Origin of the sequence: Kibdelosporangium banguiense (genome assembly GCF_017876405.1) — a bacterium.
GTDB classification, from domain to species: Bacteria; Actinomycetota; Actinomycetes; order Mycobacteriales; family Pseudonocardiaceae; genus Kibdelosporangium; species Kibdelosporangium banguiense.
The window spans coordinates 9451432-9468236 of the sequence record NZ_JAGINW010000001.1 but is presented as its reverse complement, the minus strand read 5'-3'; the positions used below and the strand labels follow the sequence as shown (position 1 = coordinate 9468236).

Genomic DNA, 16805 nt, shown 5'->3' with positions numbered 1-16805 from the left:
CTCTCGTCTGTCGATTGATGTGCTATGAGGCCAGGATCGTGCCGATCCGCTCGATCACGGGCTGGGATTCGTAGAGCAGGCGTCCGACGTTCAGTCCTTTGTCGCCCAGCACGACCATCAGCGCCATGCGACCGATGGCGTACACGGCCATGTAGCCCTCACTGCTGTACACGACAGTCTGGCGGAGCGTGCCCTGGCCGGTCAGCTCGGCGGCCTGGCGGGCGATTCCGAGATCGGCGGCGGCGAGCGCGGAGATGTTCGCGGGGTCGATGTACTCGGCCGCATCGGCGAGAATCGGAATTCCGTCCGCCGCGGCCAGTACCGTATCGGTTACTCCGGCGACTTCCTGTCGAAGCTTCTGCAGTTCTGCCGCGAGTGCGTCATGGTCCAATATGCTTCCTTTCGGTTCCGAAGATGCGGGACAGCCGGGACAGGGCGCGGTGTCCTGGCGCCCTCTGGTTGTCCGGGGAATCAGTCGTGGCGCTCGGGCCCGGCAGGCGAGCGGGTAACTGGTCAACCTGGTCGTCGTCACTCTCGATGGGTGGCGCTGGTTCTCGCCGGGGGCGCAATGAGGTGGCGCTCCAGCGGAAAGCAGTGACCAGCGGTCTGGGTGGTGCCAGTTCAAGCGAGCCGTCGCTGAGCATGCGGGAGATCTCGGCAGTGATCGGGTAGACGCTCCGGCCTATCACGAAGGCGATATCCCTCGCCGTTCGCCTGCCGGTGGCGTGAGCAATGATCTCTTGCCGTCTGCCGGGCAGGATGGGAAGTTCAGTTCCGCGTGCCGGCACCACGCGTTCCTGAAATGGCGACACGGGGAACGGTAGTGAGGCGAGTGCGTCCAGGCGGCGAGCTGTTTCTGTCATCAGGACATCCGGCGTGACGCGGTTCGGTGCCGGCAACAGAACATCGGTGGGTTTGTCTTCGTCGTCGACGACGTAACCCTCGATCTCGCCGGATGCGACAGCGAATGCTCCGTCTTGTATCGCTGTCAGGGCAACGACCTGAAGCTCGGTCGATCCGATAATCCCGAGCGTGACGAGCTCCGTTTGCGGGGGCCGCGTCCCAGCGCCCTCGCGCAGTGCCGCGGTCCAATCCTGTTCACTGATCCGGCCTGAGCACAGCAACAATGCCTCGGCTCCGGGCGAGCCGGGAGTGTCCACCGCAGTCACCGCGCCGTCGCACATGTGGAACAGGCCACCCGGATTGCCCACAATGCGCAGTACTCCGGTGACTCGATCCGTGTGGCACTGCTCCAACGCGTGCGCGAGGAGGTCGAACGCGGCTCGGTAATCTCGTAACAGAGGTTACTCCGTGTGAAATGGGGGTTGACGGAAACGAGCTTCCGGGGTGAACTGGTCACCCAATCAGGGTTTTCTCTCGGGCTGCGAGAGGCACGGTCATTATTACTTCTCGCCCGTTGATGATGGGCGGTCAGGGTGAACTCCACACGATCGAGTGAAGCAGTCTCCTTTATGTAACAATCATGCGAAAGTGCAGTTCAGGGTGATCATTTCTATGGCGGACGAATGTGAGTTTTTCTGATTTATGTGTGCTGGAGACGATCGCGAATGGCGGCCGGTTGCTGATGCGACAGACCGGGCGCGGACGCTGTGCGTGGGGCAGTCCGGCCGCTCGGGGCCGAAGGCGGCGAGCAGGGCCGCGGCGGTCCACCCAGGCGACCCGGCCAGTCGCACGACCTCGTCATCCGGCCGAGCCTCGGCCCGGCGTGCGACGGCCGCGGCGAACGAAGTCGCCTCCTCGGTGGACATGTCCCGATCATCGTCGATACAGCCGGCGAGGTGAGAGCGATCCATCTCGGTCAGCGGACCGCTTGGCGGGGGCGGTCACCAGGTGATGGGCAGATCCGCGACGCCGTATACCACGGTCTCAGCACGAAACCGGATATTCTCGGCAGGAGTTGCCAAGGCAAGGTTCGGAAACCGTTGCAGCAATGCGGGTATCGCGATTCGTATCTGCAGGCGGGCCAACGCCGCGCCCAGGCAACGGTGTGCACCGTGGCCGAACGCCAGGTGCGGCTGGGCGGCACGGCTCAGGTCGAGCTGTTCGGGTCGCGCCACGAATTCAGGGTCTCGGTTGGCCTCGCCACCCAACTGTCCACAATGGAGGACTTTGAGGTGCTGGGTGAGGTGCAGACCGCGGTGTGCTGCACGCGGTTTCTGCCCGCTGAGCTGCGTGACGCTCCCGGCCCGGTGCAGGACGAGGTGCAGCAACGACTGCAGCAGCGGATCGAGCGAGGCGGCCGGGCCTGGCCGGCCACCACCGTGCTGCGCGGGAGGCGCGTCCTGCGGATCAACATCAACAGCGTGCTGACCCGTGCCGAGCACGTCGACGAGCTCCTGGCCCTGCTCCAGCGGGAAGCCGGCGCTGTGCTCGCCGAGCTGTCGCTCAGTCGGCACGTTCAGTGAACGCGCTTACCTCGGCACACCCGGTCACGCCGATCAGTTCGGACATTGACAGTTAGGATCCATACAGTTAGGTTCCTAAGTGTGGATGCGTCGAAGAGCACGCGGAACCGCAGCTTCGAGCTGATGCGTTGGGTCGTATGGGCTCAGCGCAAGGCCGGCGAGGACTGGATCCGGGCCCGTGAGCTCAGCTTCGAGCAGGCCTTCGTGCTCGGCTGCCTGATCCGGAGCCCCGGTGCGATCCAGCGCGACATCGCGCAGATGACCCACACGACCGCGGCGAGCGTCTCGGGCCTGCTGCAGGGGCTCGAACGCCGCGGCCTCGTCGAGCGCCGTACGGAGGGCGGCAACGAGCGCAGCAAACGCGTTTACGCGACACCGGCCGGCATCGAACTCGTCGCCGGGCTCGACACCGCGATGGCCGCCGCCGACGAGGCGATCCTGGCTCCGTTGGACCAGTCCGAGCGGGCCACCCTGCACGCCCTGCTCACGAAGATCACCGCGGAACTGCCGCAACCGACCCGGTCGTAGCCGCGCACCCAGAACATCCCTGCGCTGGCGCGCGCTCGAACCTGCCCGGAACAGGAGCGACCATGCCCACTCCCGTCACGATCATCGGCGCCGGACTCGGCGGCCTCACCCTTGCCCGCGTCCTGCACGTCCACGGCATCCCGTCCACGATCTACGAGGCGGAGGCCTCCCCAGCGGCGCGTGCGCAGGGCGGGATGCTCGACATCCATGACTACAACGGCCAACTGGCCGTGCAGGCCGCCGATCTGATGGAGGAATTCCGCGCCCTCATCCTTCAGGGCCGCCAGGCGATGCGGCTCCTCGACTGGAACGGGACTGTCCTGTTCGACAAAGCCGACGACGGTACGGGAGGACGCCCCGAGGTGCAACGCGGTGAGCTACGGCAGATGCTGCTCGACTCCCTCCCGCCCGGCACCGTCCATTGGGGACACAAGGTCAGCAGCATCCGTTCCCTCGGCGAGGGCCGCCACGAGGTGACCTTCGCCGACGGCGCCACTGTTGTCACGACCCTGCTGGTCGGCGCGGACGGCGCGTGGTCACGGGTCCGGCCGCTGCTCACCGACGCCATACCCGGATACACCGGCATATCGTTCGTCGAGACCTATCTCTTCGACGCCGACACCCGCCACCCCGCCGCCGCGGAAGCGGTCGGTGGCGGTTCGATGGGCGCGGACGGGCCCCTGCCGGGCAAGGGGATCCAGGCTCACCGCGAGAGCGGCGACACCCTGCACACCTACGTCACGCTCACCGAGCCGCTGGAGTGGTTCGCCACCATCGATTTCACCGATTCCGCCGCGGCCACCGCGCGGATCGCGCAGGAGTTCGACGGCTGGGCACCGGAACTCACCGCGCTGATCGCCGACGCAGACACCGCGCCGGTCCTGCGCCCCCACTACGCTCTGCCGATCGAGCACCGATGGGACCGGGTACCGGGGGTGACCCTGCTCGGCGACGCCGCGCACCTCGCAGCCCCGAATGGTGAAGGCGCCAACCTGGCCATGTACGACGGCGCCGAACTCGGCAAAGCGCTCGCCGCGCACCCCGACGACACCGAAGCCGCCCTCACCGACTACGAGCAGGCCATGTTTCCCCGCAGCACCAAGGTCGCCATCGAGGCCGCGGAGCTCTACGAAAACCTGTCCGCCGGCAACGCGGTCCAGAGCCTGATCGACATGCTCACCTGACACAAGCCGAGTCCATGAGCCGGGCCTTCTCAGACACAGCGTTCAGCGGTGAACTGCCAGCTTCCTGAACCGACGGAATACTGTTGCGCTGTCGAGCTGCCAGGCAGTTTGGTGGCACCTGCCGCCGCACGGACCTTTGTGGCACCGAACGAGGGGACGGATACCGTGGCTGTCGCGTTGACCGGCACGCTGACCGTCAGGTCGAACGTGCACGTGTCGTTGGTCCAGGAGGAGACCACGGTGCCGCGTACCGTGTCGATCGATGCCGAGAGACGGGTGAGTCCGGCAGGGACCTGCGGTTCTATGTTGATCGACGCGTAGCCTGGTGATGCTGGGGTGATGCCGCCGAGCTGGGTGTACAGGGTGGCGTTGACACCGGCGAACATCGCGTGGTCGTGAGTCTCCATATTGGACTCGTACGTCCACTGTTCCCATGGTGTGGTGGCTCCGCGGCTGATCTGGTAACCGAATCCGGGATAGGTCGTCTGGCCGAGGACGGTCCTGGCCACGTCGATGCGTCCGGCCCGGGCGAGTGCGTCGACCAGGTACCGGGTGCCGAATATGCCGGTGTCGAGGTGCCCTTTGTCCTTGCCCAGAACCGTTTCCGCGAGGCGGGCGCCTACTGCGAGGATCCGGTCTTCCGGGACCATGCCGAAAGCGAGCGGAAGCACGGCGGTGACTTGCCGCCCGCTGCCATAGGTAGTTCCAGTGCGGTCAAGGAAGCGGGCGTTGAACGCTTGCGCGATCGAGGACGACAGCTGCCGGAAGCGGGTCGCGTCGTCCTGCATGCCCAGTGCCGCGGCCGCTTTGGCGGTGTCGGAGGCCTGGCGGTAGGACAGTGCTGTGTTGACCAGTGATCGCTCGCTGAAGCACTCGCCTGCGCTCGGGCTTCCCTGGCCGTTGTTGGCATCCGGGCCGTGGACCGGCGGGCACCAGTCCCCGAAGCCTTTGTCGTCCGGCCAGATGAGGCCCGGGTAAGCGGCGGCGTTGGCGTTCACGAACGCCTTCATCGCCGGGTAGCTCCTGGCGAGCAGCGACAGGTCGCCGTACTGCTCGTACAGCGACCATGCCAGCGACACTGAACCACCGCCCATGTCGGGCTGCTGGGCGTTGTGGGCGTCATTGGGCAGTGCGGTTCCCGGTGGCAGGTCCTGCATGTACTTGGCGTAGAACCGTTCCATGCCGAAGTCGCGGATGGCGGCGGCGTGATAGGCCTGAACGTCCATACCTGGCGGAGTCCGTTCGTCACGGACCGGGGTGTCGGTGGGCAGGCTCATGGAGTTGTTCAGCATGGCCCAGCGGTTGTTCTGCCAGATCCGGTTCAGCAGCGGGTCGGAGGTCTCGATTCTCCCGGTGGCGGCGACATCCGCGCGGGCCACCAGGCCGGTCACGCTGTCGAGGTCCGGGGTCCCCGGGTAGCCGGTGACTTCGAGGTAACGGAAACCGTGGTAGGTGAAGCGCGGTTCATAGGTCTGGACGCCCGCAGTACCGTCTAAAGTGTACGAATCGGTGGACGCGGCGTTCCGGTTCGTGGCCGTGTCCAGCATTCCGTTCGCGTCGAGCTCTTCGGCTGTCCGCATGCGTGCGGTCGCCCCGGCCGGCCCGGCGACTCGCAGTCGTGGCCAGCCTGCGATGTTCTGCCCGAAGTCGTAGACGTACACACCGGGGCGTGGTTGCGTCAGGGCTGTGGCCTTGAGGGTCTGCACTACGCGGATTGGTGGTGCGGAGTTGGCGGCGAGTACCGGGCTCGGGGCCGTCGTGGTCCGGACGGAGTGCCAGGACGAATCGTCGAATCCCGGACTGTCCCAGCCTGGCTGACGCAGCCGGGCGTCGTAGTTTTCGCCGTTGTAGATGTCGTTGCTGGTGATGGGACTGTCCGACCATCGCCAGGAGTCGCCGGTGGTGATCGTCTGGCGAGTGCCGTCGGTGTATGTCACGGCCAGCAGGACGATTGCCTGTTTCGGGCCATGCCAACGGAATCCGTATGGGCTGAAACGTGGGCCGTAGCCGTTGCCGAGCCACATGCCGGCCGCGTTGGGTCCTTGCTTCAGCAGCGTTGTGATGTCGTAGGTGTCGTAGAGATTCCTTTTTTCGTAAGGAGTGCTGGCAGGGGAGAGAGCGTGGTCGCCTACTTTGCCGCCGTTGAGACGTAGTTCGTAGAACCCAAGGCCGTAGACATCGGCGCGGGCGGTGGCGACTGGTTTGTCAAGGACGAACTCCTTACGCAGCAAGGGGGCATCGGGCTCGGTCGCAAGGAGCGTCGGGTCTCCGCGTGGTTCCAGGCGGCCGTCGGTGATCGGCACGCCGGGGAACCGGGGATCGGGCGAGATCGAGAAGTCGTCGGAGAACAGGATCCTGCCTGCCAGGTCGCGAATGACGATGTTGTCGTACTGCGCGATCTCGCTGACACCCTGGCTGGTCGAAGACCGGAACCCGATCGTGCCGGGGCCGGGTATGCCCAGGCTGCGTGTGTCGACCTGGGTTCCGTCGATCCAGGTGGTGACCGTGCCGGCCTGGGCCCGTAGCCGGATGTGGTGGGTCGCGGTCACGTTCGACGGCGTGATCACCGGGCTCAGGTCGACCTCGCCGAGCAGCGAGAACGAGCCTTGGATCTTGGTGTGCGGCCGTAGCGTCACCTTGCCGGGCGTGGTCACCGCGTTGACCTGCCACATGGCAAAGGTGTCGGAATCCTTGGCCCGTAACAGGATGCCCGCGGCGCCGGACTTTATCATGAAGTCGGCATCCAGTGTGAAGTCCTGCCAGGAGTAGGCGTTGCCGGTGTCCGGAGTGATCCACTGCGCGCCCGCCCAGTCCGCTGCCCCGGACAGGCCCGTCTCCCACCATGCCGTCGGCGCCAGGCCGGAGGGACGGCCGTTCATGTCCCAGGCTTGAACACTCCAGTAGTACCGGCGCGCGGGCGTCAGATCCGGTCCGCCATAAGCAATCGCGACCGAGTCAGGGCTGGTGACCTTGCCGCTGTCCCAGACGTCCCCACGTTTCCTGGCCAGAATCTCCGGCCTGCTGGCGACGAGGATCCGATAGGCGGTCTGCCGATCGCCCCGGGTTCCCGACCGCAGTCGCCAGCTCAGCGCCGGGCGGGGATCGTCAACGGCCAACGGATTAGCGGTGTTGCCCACTCGCAGGTCATGGACCGTGAGGCCGTCGGCGGCGAAGGCGGACGAGAACAGGCCCGCGGGCAGCATCAACAACTGCGAGAGCAAGAGAACGACCACGATTTGGGCAGGGCGGTGACCGGACATGCGTGCTCCGCTCTCGCGTACACAGGAACATTCGTTGTTCCTGCCCTGGCAGTACCCGGACGTTGAAACGATTCAACTCATTCAAGTTTAGCGTTCCGGCCGGGGGTGGTGCAATGGTCTGGACCGGTGCGCGGCGTTCCGGAACTTCAGGGGACACGTCCGGAGCGACGGCCGAGATCCCCGTTCCGTACGTCGGACGGCTCAAGCGAGTGCTTCGGTTGGGGACAGACGGGCGGCGCGAATCGCGGGGTAGACACCTACCAGGATGCCAATGAGCAGTGCGCCGCCCAACCCGCCTGTGACAGCCTGGACGGGAATGATGACGGGGCAATCCTGGCGGGCGGCATATCCCACGGTGGCCGTGATACCGATCAGCACTCCCGCGTTGCCGCCGAGTCCGGCCAACGCGACCGACTCGGTGAGGAACTGGCCACGGATCTGGTTACGGCTGGCGCCCAGCGCACGCCGCAGCCCGATCTCCTTGCGTCGTTCCAGGACGGACACGACCATGGTGTTCGCCACCCCGATACCGCCGACCAGCAGCGCGACCCCGGGCAAGGCCAGGAACAGCGCGGACAGGCCCGCTTCGGTAAGGCGCTTGGCCGCCAGTGCGTCAGACGGCCTGGATACCTGTACCGCGTCCGGTCGTTGGGGATTCACAGTCGCTGGGAGTACGGATCGGACGGCTTCGATTGCCGATTCCGTTGCCTTGAGGTAGATCGTGGTCGGATGGCCGTCGAAGCCCATCCCGCCGGTGGCTCGCAGGATGCCATCCTGCCGTGGAAATGCGGCCTGATCCCAGTGGAGTCGCCGACGCCGACCGAGGAGCAGGCCATCGCACGGCTCGCCACGAAGGTGAACGAATGCCTGAGCCGGCAAGGCATGCCGCCGGTGAAGATCAGTCTCGACTTCACCACCACCAGTGTCGGCGGCAACGCACAAGTCGCCAGTGCGTGCGTGGACACCAGCCGACGCGAGCTGCTGCGGCCGTACGTTGCGCCTGCGGCATTGTTGTTCGTGAGCAACCCGTCCGGTGTGCAGGTGACTCCCGGATTCGAATTGTCCGGCGGCAACATCACGCGGATCGTCATGCTCGCAGTCGTCGTACTGGCATTGACAATCCTGCTCACGCGATACAGGCACCGGCATCGAAGAGACCGACCTGCCCATGTGTTCGACCGCTTCTGGCGCGCGGACAAGTCACGCAGCAGGCAAACCGGTGGTAGCGGCCTCGGTCTGGGCAATCGTGCGGCAGCTCACGCACGCGCACAACGGCACAGTGACCGCAGCGAGCCGACCTGGGGAAGCGACGACGTTCACGCTTCGACTGCCGTTCAGGCAATCCCCGGGTGAATGAACCGGATTGCCGCGCGTGGTCATCAATCTGGCAGTCCCTGGCTTTCGACTTGCCGCCTGGCCTCCTCGAGGGTTTCCAGGATGCTTATGGTTTCGGTGAGTGTGTGTAGCGGTGACTCGGTGCGGCCGTCGGTGATGTAGCTGGCGGCGGCCGTCGCCTGCCAGCTCAGACCTTCCAGGCCGCGCATGACGGTGGGGTCGGACCAGGTGACCCTCTCGCCGAACATGGTGTTGTCGGCGAGGGTGATCGAGGTCGGGGTGAAGAACGGGGTGGCGATCTCGATGCGGGCCTCGCTGCCGCCGATGGCGGCCGTGATGGGTGTGCGGGTGAGGAGTCCGGTGCTGATCGTGGCGTGCCGGTTTCCTGGGTGCTCCAGTGCGATCGTCGCGTAGGCGTCGACACCGGTGGTGGTCATGGCACCGGCAGCCGTGACGCGGGAAGGGCACCCCAGCAGCTCCGAACTGAGTGCGACGGGATAGATCCCCAGATCGAAAAGGGCGCCGCCGCCCAGTTCCGGGCGGTACAGCCGATGGGCCGGATCCCGCGCGATGGCCTGTCCGTGGTCGGCGAGCAACGACTCGACCCGGCCGAGCACCCCGTCGGCGATCAGTTGCCGGACGACGTCGAACTGTGGCAGGTAGCGGGTCCACATCGCCTCCATCGCGAAGACACCTCGCTCGCGGGCCGCTGCGGCGAGAATACGAGCGTCCTGTGCGGAGGTGGTGAACGGTTTCTCGACGAGGACCGGTTTTCCCGCGTTGATCGCGAGCAACGCCAGTGCGAGGTGCTCGCTGGCCGGTGCCGCGATGTAGACGACGTCGACCTGGGGGTCCGCGACGAGTTGCTCGTAGGACCCGTAGGCGGACTCGATGGCGAAGGTCGCACTGAACGAGGAGGCGCGTTCGATCGAGCGGGAGCCGACGGCCACCACTCGCTGGTCGGTGTGGGTCAGCACGGACCTGGTGAACGCGGCCGCTATGTTCCCTGGTGCGAGGATTCCCCAACGCAGTGAGGGTGCGCTGTCGCGGGTGAACATCCGGGGTGCTGGCAGTTCGGCTGGTAGCGGCACAGGAATTTCCTTAGTCGAGAAGCGTCAGGTCGGCTGCGAGGTCGCGCAGGGTGTAGCGCGGGTGAACGCCTTCGACAGCCGCGGCGTGCACAGCGCGCCAGGCAGCGCGTTGCGCGGTCTCGTAATGGGTGGGCAGAAGGGTCTCGCCGGAGTCGTCGATCCTGGTCACTGACGCGGGCAGGGCGAGCGCGGGGTCGCCGAAGCGCAGCTGCCACTCCTCCGCGAGGCCGCGCAGGATCATCCGCACGTCGGTGCCCGCGGTGGTCCGCACACCCGTGAGTTGCGCCGGCACACCCGCGATCCGGGCAGTGGCCGTATATCCCCGCTCGTCCAACCGGGCCACGTGGAGCATCGAGATCTCACCGGCCGCGACCCGTACCAGGCCGAGCTGCGCGAGCAGGCTGGTGGCGGGTGGCACATCCCGCGCCGCGAACAGTTCCACGAGCGCCGCGCCGGACACGGCTGCCCGGACGCGATCCGCAGCGCTCAGGGCGGCGGGGTTGAGGGCCCATGGGGTGGCGATCACGACCGGAACCTGTGCCATGTCGGCCAGTTCGGACACAACCTGCGCGTCGGCGGGCGCAGGCTCGGTCAGCAGGACGGCACGCGGTGCGGACGTGATGGCGGCGCGCAGGCGTTCCGGCCAGTCCGGGTTGTTGCCCGCGACGGTGCGGATGTCCGGGTTGTCCGACGTCGCACGCAGCCACTGCGGCAGACTCGCGAGTACCGCGTGCATGGCGGGCGTGTCGTGGTCCGCGTCGAGGGTGACAGTGAGAGTCATGCGGCAGCTCCCATCTTGGCCGCGCGAGAAGCGAGATCGTTGGCATACACGAGATCGGCGACCAGCTCGTCGAACGGGTAGCGAGGCGCTGCCGCGCCCGTCGCGAGATCCGCCAGGTGCAGCCACTCTCCGTCGTATCCATTGTGGACATACGGTCCGAACGTGCGGGTGCCGATCGACGCCAGCGCGGAACCGGCGCGGACGTAGGACGGCGGGAACTCGACTCGCAGCGAGGTATCGGTGCCCCAGACCTCGAATGTCCACTCCGGACGCCAGGACGTGCCGATATGCCCGATCAGCTCAGCGGTCCGGCCGTCAGGCCCGTGCGCGATGACGCGGTATCCGAACGGGGACAGCGCGCCCGCCGAATCGACTCCCTCGATCTGTGGCAGGAAACGGCGCAGCAGGGGAATGTCGTGGATGGCGAGCCCGAGCAGGGTGCCATGAATCGCGGCGCTGCGTTGCGTGGGGTCGCTGAGATCCCGGGGTGGCGGCCCGCCTGGTGCGGAGAGCAGTTGTGTCGCCAGGCCGGCGAACCTGGCGTTGGCGGGGAGCTGGATCACCGACCGGATATGCCGTGCGGTGTCGGGAAGATCGCCCCAGTGCCGGGATGCCTCGAGATAGGCGGGGTCGTAGGTGTGCATCGCGCCGACGATCACCGGCACGCCGTGTTCCCGGGCCACGGCTGCCAGCCGCTCGGCATCCTCGGTGGTGGTGGCGAGTGGTTTCTCCACGAGAACGGCCCGCACGCCCGCGCGGATCGCCGATTCCGCCTGCTCGACGTGGAAGGCGTGAGGACTGCAGATGGCGACCACATCCACCGCGTCGTCGGCAAGGAGTGCCTCCATGGACGTGCCGTGCCGGGTTTCAGGGCCAAGCCACGACGCGACGGTCTCGGCTGTCTCGGCGTCGACGTCCATGACGTGCGCGACGTGTAGCCGGTCACTCAACGCGGCCAGGTGTGGAACGTGAATCGCCTGAGCGACCGGTCCCGCGCCGATCAAGCCGATGCCCAGGGCTCCGTTACCCGTCATAGACACCTCAACAGTGAACACGTATTTACAGTTGGCGAACTGTACACACGTGTTAGCTTTTAGGGCAAGAGGAGGTGGCGATGAGCGGAGTGCAACCCACCACGCGCGGGCCTTACCGGACCGGGATCAAGCGGCGTCAGCAGATCGTCGCCGCCGCGGCCGAGGCCTTCGCCGCGCGTGGCTACGACGGCGCGTCGTTGCGGCAGATCGCCGCCGATGCCGGGATCTCCGCGGCCGCCCTGTTGCGGCACTTCGAGCGCAAGGAGGACCTGCTCGCCGCGGTCCTCGAATGGTGGGCAGGGCAGACCACCGCCCTCACCGAGGAGGGGGAGACCGGCCTGGCGGTGTTCGAGCGGCTGGGCGAGGTGATGCGCTACCACACCAGGAACCGGGGCCTGCTCGAACTGTTCGTCCGGCTCACGGGGGAGGCCACGCATGACGATCATCCGGCGCGGGCCTTCATCCAGAATCGCTACGCGGACCTCGTGGCGACGCTGGTGGCACGACTCGTGACGGCGGCCGACGCCGGTGAGGTGGCACCGGTCACCCGGTCGCAGGCGGAGGCCGAGGTCCGATACCTGTGCGCGGTCATGGACGGGCTGGAGATCCAGTGGCTGCTCGATCCCGGTGTGGACCTCGTCGGCCTGTTCGACCAGCATCTCGCCGCCACACTCGACCGCTGGAAAGCGGGGCCCTAGCCATCGAGGGCGCGTTTCAGCAGGTTGTGCTGCGGAAGTCGGAGACTGCGCGCCCGGCGTAGCCGCAGACGAACGGGCTGAACCGGTTGTCACCACTGACGAAGCGCTTGAAGAAGGCCACAATCGCTCGGGAGACTGTGGGATTGACCGTGGTGGGGAACGAATGGACCGCACCGGCAAGCTCCAGATAGGACTTCGGCCCGCCCAGCGAGGTGTAGTACGGAAGGAACTCGCGGCCGCCTGCCTGCTGGTCGCCGGCATCGGCGAAATCACCGGTCACCTTCGCCAGGGGGCGCACTTCACCGAGCTCACGGTGTGAGCGCCCACGTGTGTCCTATGAGGACGGTACTAGCCCTGTCCTGCGTTCTGCGCTCTCTTGAGCAGGGCGCTGGCCCGCAAGGCGGCCTCGGCCTCGAATCGGAAGTCCGGATTGCTCAATCGTTCGCCGAACAGTTTGGACAGCTGGTGCATGCGGTAGCGCACGGTCTGTGGGTGGATGCTCAGCAGTGTCGCGACTTCGGGGGCGCTGCGCCCGGTCGAGGTCAGCCAGGCCAGCAGGGTGGACGCGAGCCGGTCGCGCTGGCCGGGGGTCATGTCCTGGAAGACCCCGATGGTCCGGTCGCTGACCTGCCGCGCGAGGTGTTCGTCGTTGAGCAGCAGCAGGTCGCAGAGATGGTTGGTGCTGTGGATCAGCGATTTGCGGGGAATCGCGCCGCGCTGGGCCAACTGGAGTGTCTGGCGTGCCCACAGCAGCGAGTGCCGGACGTCCGACAGCGGGACTGTGAGGCCGATGACGGCGATCTTGTCACCCAGAACACGGTGTAGCACCGGTTCCAGCTCGTGGATCTCCGAATCGGGTATCAGCAGGTACTGCCCGGTATCGTCGGTCGACGCGAGGATGGCCTGCGGAAGTGTCGTCAGCTCGATCGAGGCCCCGTTGCCGGCCTCGATCGCGACGCAGGCAGCTGTACTGGGCAACGGCCATCTCGCCTGCCGGGCAAGGTCTTCCAGTGTTGTCCTGGACACCGGAGTGGTGGACATCAGCTGGGTGAAGAGGCGTTCGCGGCTGCGCTGCAGAGTGGTCGCGGCGGCTGCTTGTGCTTGCGCATAGCCCTTCACCGACTCGGCTGCCATGCCGCTGATATGGGCGAAGACGGCCTCGGCGAGGATGCTGGTGATCTCGGCGGAGAAACCCGCGCGCCTGGCCACGCTCCCGTACTGGCGCCAGGCGACCCGGGCGCCGACGCGGTAGGCGGCCTGCAGCGCGTCGAGGCCGCGGCCCTCGTGCCACTCGCCTTGTCCCAGGCGCCGGTAGATCTTGGCGTTGTGTTCCTGTGGGGCGCCTGGGTTGGTGATGAGCTCCATGAACTGCCGGAGCCCCTGTTCGACGCCCAGGCGGAGAGCGACGCCGAAGGCGCCGTTGAGCGGGCGGTTGTAGGCCGGCACCTCGTGCCGGATCGCGTCGATCATCTCCTGGGCGACCCTGGGTATCTCCGGGAGCAACCAGGACGCGACCGCCGCCGGCACTGTCCTCGGTGGATAGCGATTGTCCTGGGCGGAGTCCGGCATCTGCGCGCGCCCTTCCCGGTCGTCGTGCTCAGCGTTGTTGACCTTCATGACTAGTAGCACACAAACCGCCGTATACCAGCCGCCATGCGGCAGCACTCGGTGGCTGCCAAGCAGTGGATCACGGGCACAGTGGGCGGGGCGGCACGTGCGGAAAGTGCTTGTCCCAGTCGACGTCCGAGGGGTGGACGCATACCTGCCGGATCGCGCGCTCGACGTCCACGGTGAGGTTCCAGACGTGGTCTGTGCCGCCGTCGATGACTGCGAGTTCGCGGGTTTCCGGGTTGTAGCGTGCCAGCCCGAAGCGGGTTCCGGAGGCCCGCAACGACAACAGTTCGCGCCCGCTGGGCAGCTCCCACAGGGCAGCCTGGTCTCCGCCCGTGGCGACTATGGTCCGGCCGTCCGGGGAGAACCAGATCAGGCGCTGTTCTGGTCCCAGCGGTACGTCGAGCACTGGGCGCGCCTGGTCCAGGACGACCAGCCGTGAGCTGTCCCGCGCGACCATCGCGAGCAGATCGCCTGGCCCTGGAGTGAGTTCCAACGGTTCGTCCCGTTCGGCGAGCACAGCTGTCCGGTGCGGTGATCCGGTCAGCGACCACGACTCGACGTGGCGCCGCTTGCCTTCGCGCCGCACCAGTAGGACGCCGGTGCCGTCTGCCAGTGGGACTGCCCGCTCGACATCCGGGACGGGCAGACGAGTGCGACTGCTGTCGCCAAGGTGCCAGACGGCGGGGCTGCCGTCCTCGATGGTGGTGAGCAGGGAGCCGGTGGCGTCGATGCCTTCCACCAGTGGCCATCCGGTGAGCGTCGCGAGTTGCCGTGGGGTGCCGGGGTCGGTGACGTCCCAGAGCGAGTAGTCGTGGAATTGGGTCGACTTGAGCAGCACTCGCCGTTGGTCGGCGCTGATCGCGTAGTGGAAGGTGCCGGTCGGCAGCAGTCCGCCCGGTCGGCGTTCGCTGGTCCAGACGCGGTAGGCGGTGTCCTCCCAGGTCATTGTCAGCCTGCCGGGCGGCAGCACGAACCGGGCGGATGTGTCGGCAGCCAGGACGCCCGCGGCGAGCCGCACCACGTCGCGGGCCTCGGCGGTGGGTGCGACGCGATAGGCGGCCAGCGCGAGGGCGGCCGCGTCCCCCGCGCGTACACGCAGCAGGCGGTCCGCGGTCGCGGCGGCGCGCAGCGACAAGGCTTCGTTACGCTCGCGGGTCGCTTCGCGTTGCGCGGTCATGGCGTAGGTGGCGGTGCCTGCCAGGACGAGAACGAGCACGATGAGCCCCGCGGCGAGTCGTCGTAGCCGGCGCACCGAGCGGCGGCGGTCGGTGTGGCGGGTGCGTTCGGCCGCCACACCGGTATCGACGAACTCCCGTTCCGCGGCATTGAGGCGGTCGAGCAGTTGCCGTGCCTGCTCCAGGCGGGCGCCCCGATAGAGGGCGTCCGGGTCGCGGTCGTGTGCACGCCAGGTGTCCGCGGCTTCGGTGAGCCTGCGGTGAGCGCGCAGCGCGTCGCGGTCCTCGTCCAGCCAGGCCGCGAGTTTCGGCCAGGCGTGCAGCAGCGCCTCGTGGGTCAGTTCGACGTCGTCGCGGTCGATCGTGAGCAGGCGGGCGGCGGCCAACTGGTCCAGCAGGCCAGCCGGCGCGTCGATCTCGGCGCGCCGGACACGCCGCCGGGTGTCCCCGGTGGCGTCGCCCGGTGTGGTCAGTCGCAGGAACAGGGGCCTGACAGCCGACCGGAGGTCTGGCGGCAGTGCGTCGTGGACCTCGTCGGCGGATCGGGCCAGCGCGTGCTCCACGCCGCCCGCGTCCTGGTAGCCCGCCAGAGTCAGGACCATGCCACGCCGTCGCCGCCAGGTTTCGACCAGCACATGCGACACCAGCGGCAACGCCCCCGGCTGACCCGACACGTCCGCGACGAGCCGTGCGAGCAACGCTGACTCCACCGACACGCCTCGCTGGGCGGCGGGCCCGGTGACGGCGCGGCGCAACTCGTCGGCAGTCATGGGGCCGACCAGCAGTTGCGCCCGATGCAGCGCCTCGGACAGCTCCGGGTACTGTCCACAGTGGCCGTAGAAGTCCGCGCGAACGCACACCACCACCCGTGTGGCCGTCGAGGCTGTGCGGGTCAGTGCTTCGATCAGCCACGCGCGGTCGGCGGCGGTGCAGTGGGTGAATGCCTCCTCGAACTGGTCGACGACAAGCAGTACGTCGTCTCCGACGCGACGTAGCAGCGTCCGCAGAGCATCAGTACCGGCCGCCAGTTCGGATCGCACATCGGCCACCGGCCGGTCGAGCAGTGCCGCGATACGCAGCGCCAGCGCGGTGATCGGGTCGGATCCGGGCGTGACCACGGTCGCGGGACTGTCCCACGACGCGACGAGACCGGCGCGCAGCAATGACGACTTGCCCGATCCGGACGCGCCGAACACGCCGACGAAAGGACGTTCTCGCACCAGTTCCAGCAACGACGCCACAACGGCCTCACGGCCGAAGAACCGTTCAGCGTCCTCGGCCTGGTACGCGGCAAGCCCCACATACGGTGGGGCGTCGTCCACCCGCTCCGGCACAGCGGACAGGTCGCGCCAACGCTCGGTCCATTCAGCCACATCGCCGCCGCATTCGCGCACAAAGGCCCGCGTCACGGCGAGGCTGGGCAGTCTTCGCCCGGCCGTGGCCTCGGCCAGCGCGGCTGCCGAATAGTGCGCCCGGCGGCCCAGTTCACGGTAGGACGGCGTGCCTGCGCGCCGGCGTAACCGCCGCAGGTCACCGGCGAACTTGAGCAACGGCGTGTCCTCGGCGCCCAGCGGCCGTTCGGTGCTCGGCACTCTCGCTCCCCTCGATACCTCCCGGTTCTTCAGCGAACGTACGGCGTGCTCACCCCAGTCGGACGGCGGTGTTCGGAACCTGGTGTT

15 protein-coding genes and 1 pseudogene are annotated in these 16805 nt (G+C 67.4%); 5 read left to right on the top strand and 11 right to left on the bottom strand.

The window, feature by feature from the left end; genetic code table 11:
- Window positions 1–22 precede the first annotated feature (22 nt).
- The 3 genes from JOF56_RS42915 to JOF56_RS58700 all read right to left on the bottom strand — a co-directional run bounded on the left by JOF56_RS42915 (window position 23) and on the right by JOF56_RS58700 (window position 2078).
- Entirely contained in the window at window positions 23–391 is a 369-nt protein-coding gene (locus JOF56_RS42915) for a roadblock/LC7 domain-containing protein (RefSeq protein ID WP_209645303.1), read from the bottom strand.
- The gene (locus JOF56_RS42910; protein ID WP_209645302.1) at window positions 381–1211 is read right to left on the bottom strand and encodes a hypothetical protein; all 831 of its coding nucleotides are present in this window, start codon (window positions 1209–1211) and stop codon (window positions 381–383) included. Before JOF56_RS42910 ends, JOF56_RS42915 begins: the two co-directional genes overlap by 11 nt.
- A 633-nt stretch (window positions 1212–1844) precedes the next feature.
- Window positions 1845–2078: a cytochrome P450 gene (locus tag JOF56_RS58700; RefSeq protein WP_307855510.1), complete on the bottom strand. Its 234-nt coding sequence runs from the start codon at window positions 2076–2078 to the stop codon at window positions 1845–1847.
- On the opposite strand from JOF56_RS58700, the gene JOF56_RS58695 reads away from it, so the two are divergent.
- The 3 genes from JOF56_RS58695 to JOF56_RS42895 all read left to right on the top strand — a co-directional run bounded on the left by JOF56_RS58695 (window position 2016) and on the right by JOF56_RS42895 (window position 4138).
- Window positions 2016–2426: a hypothetical protein gene (locus JOF56_RS58695; protein WP_245381308.1), complete on the top strand. Its 411-nt coding sequence runs from the start codon at window positions 2016–2018 to the stop codon at window positions 2424–2426. The two genes, JOF56_RS58700 and JOF56_RS58695, sit on opposite strands and share 63 nt — an antisense overlap.
- Window positions 2427–2549: 123 nt before the next feature.
- A complete protein-coding gene (locus JOF56_RS42900) occupies window positions 2550–2954 on the top strand; it encodes a MarR family winged helix-turn-helix transcriptional regulator (protein WP_209645301.1) in 405 nt (134 codons plus the stop codon).
- Between the two features lie 62 nt (window positions 2955–3016).
- Window positions 3017–4138 (top strand): FAD-dependent oxidoreductase, encoded by a 1122-nt coding sequence (locus JOF56_RS42895; protein WP_209645300.1) that lies wholly within the window; start codon window positions 3017–3019, stop codon window positions 4136–4138.
- 29 nt (window positions 4139–4167) lie between these two features.
- Here the strand turns inward: JOF56_RS42895 and JOF56_RS42890 are convergent, their stop codons facing one another.
- Together JOF56_RS42890 and JOF56_RS58690 are read right to left on the bottom strand one after the other, a co-directional pair.
- A complete protein-coding gene (locus JOF56_RS42890) occupies window positions 4168–7398 on the bottom strand; it encodes a family 78 glycoside hydrolase catalytic domain (protein ID WP_245378624.1) in 3231 nt (1076 codons plus the stop codon).
- Between the two features lie 201 nt (window positions 7399–7599).
- Window positions 7600–8145 (bottom strand): annotated as a pseudogene (locus tag JOF56_RS58690) (ABC transporter permease); the annotation flags it as partial.
- A 421-nt stretch (window positions 8146–8566) separates the two neighbouring features.
- On the opposite strand from JOF56_RS58690, the gene JOF56_RS60890 reads away from it, so the two are divergent.
- Window positions 8567–8755 carry a HAMP domain-containing histidine kinase gene (locus JOF56_RS60890; protein ID WP_209645298.1) on the top strand — a complete coding sequence of 63 codons (189 nt, stop codon included), beginning with the start codon at window positions 8567–8569 and terminating at the stop codon, window positions 8753–8755.
- Window positions 8756–8777: 22 nt separating this feature from the next.
- Here JOF56_RS60890 and JOF56_RS42875 read toward each other — a convergent pair whose 3' ends face one another.
- Genes JOF56_RS42875 through JOF56_RS42865 form a run of 3 tightly spaced genes read right to left on the bottom strand, consistent with a single transcriptional unit; the run spans window position 8778 to window position 11639 of the window.
- Window positions 8778–9824 (bottom strand): Gfo/Idh/MocA family protein, encoded by a 1047-nt coding sequence (locus tag JOF56_RS42875; protein WP_307855509.1) that lies wholly within the window; start codon window positions 9822–9824, stop codon window positions 8778–8780.
- A gap of 10 nt (window positions 9825–9834) precedes the next feature.
- Window positions 9835–10605, bottom strand: a complete 771-nt coding sequence (locus JOF56_RS42870; RefSeq protein WP_209645297.1) for a hypothetical protein — start codon at window positions 10603–10605, stop codon at window positions 9835–9837.
- Window positions 10602–11639, bottom strand: coding sequence for a Gfo/Idh/MocA family protein (locus JOF56_RS42865; RefSeq protein WP_209645296.1), 1038 nt, complete (start codon window positions 11637–11639; stop codon window positions 10602–10604). The genes JOF56_RS42870 and JOF56_RS42865 overlap by 4 nt, the downstream gene beginning before the upstream one ends.
- An 80-nt stretch (window positions 11640–11719) precedes the next feature.
- Between JOF56_RS42865 and JOF56_RS42860 the strand changes: the two genes are divergently transcribed.
- On the top strand, window positions 11720–12337 hold the full coding sequence (locus tag JOF56_RS42860) for a TetR/AcrR family transcriptional regulator (protein ID WP_209645295.1): 618 nt from the start codon (window positions 11720–11722) through the stop codon (window positions 12335–12337).
- Between the two features lie 16 nt (window positions 12338–12353).
- Here the strand turns inward: JOF56_RS42860 and JOF56_RS42855 are convergent, their stop codons facing one another.
- The 3 genes from JOF56_RS42855 to JOF56_RS42845 all read right to left on the bottom strand — a co-directional run bounded on the left by JOF56_RS42855 (window position 12354) and on the right by JOF56_RS42845 (window position 16718).
- Window positions 12354–12635: a poly(ethylene terephthalate) hydrolase family protein gene (locus JOF56_RS42855; RefSeq protein ID WP_209645294.1), complete on the bottom strand. Its 282-nt coding sequence runs from the start codon at window positions 12633–12635 to the stop codon at window positions 12354–12356.
- 50 nt (window positions 12636–12685) lie between these two features.
- The gene (locus tag JOF56_RS42850) at window positions 12686–13954 is read right to left on the bottom strand and encodes a PucR family transcriptional regulator (RefSeq protein WP_209645293.1); all 1269 of its coding nucleotides are present in this window, start codon (window positions 13952–13954) and stop codon (window positions 12686–12688) included.
- 70 nt (window positions 13955–14024) lie between these two features.
- Window positions 14025–16718, bottom strand: coding sequence for an nSTAND1 domain-containing NTPase (locus JOF56_RS42845; protein WP_209645292.1), 2694 nt, complete (start codon window positions 16716–16718; stop codon window positions 14025–14027).
- Window positions 16719–16805 lie beyond the last annotated feature (87 nt).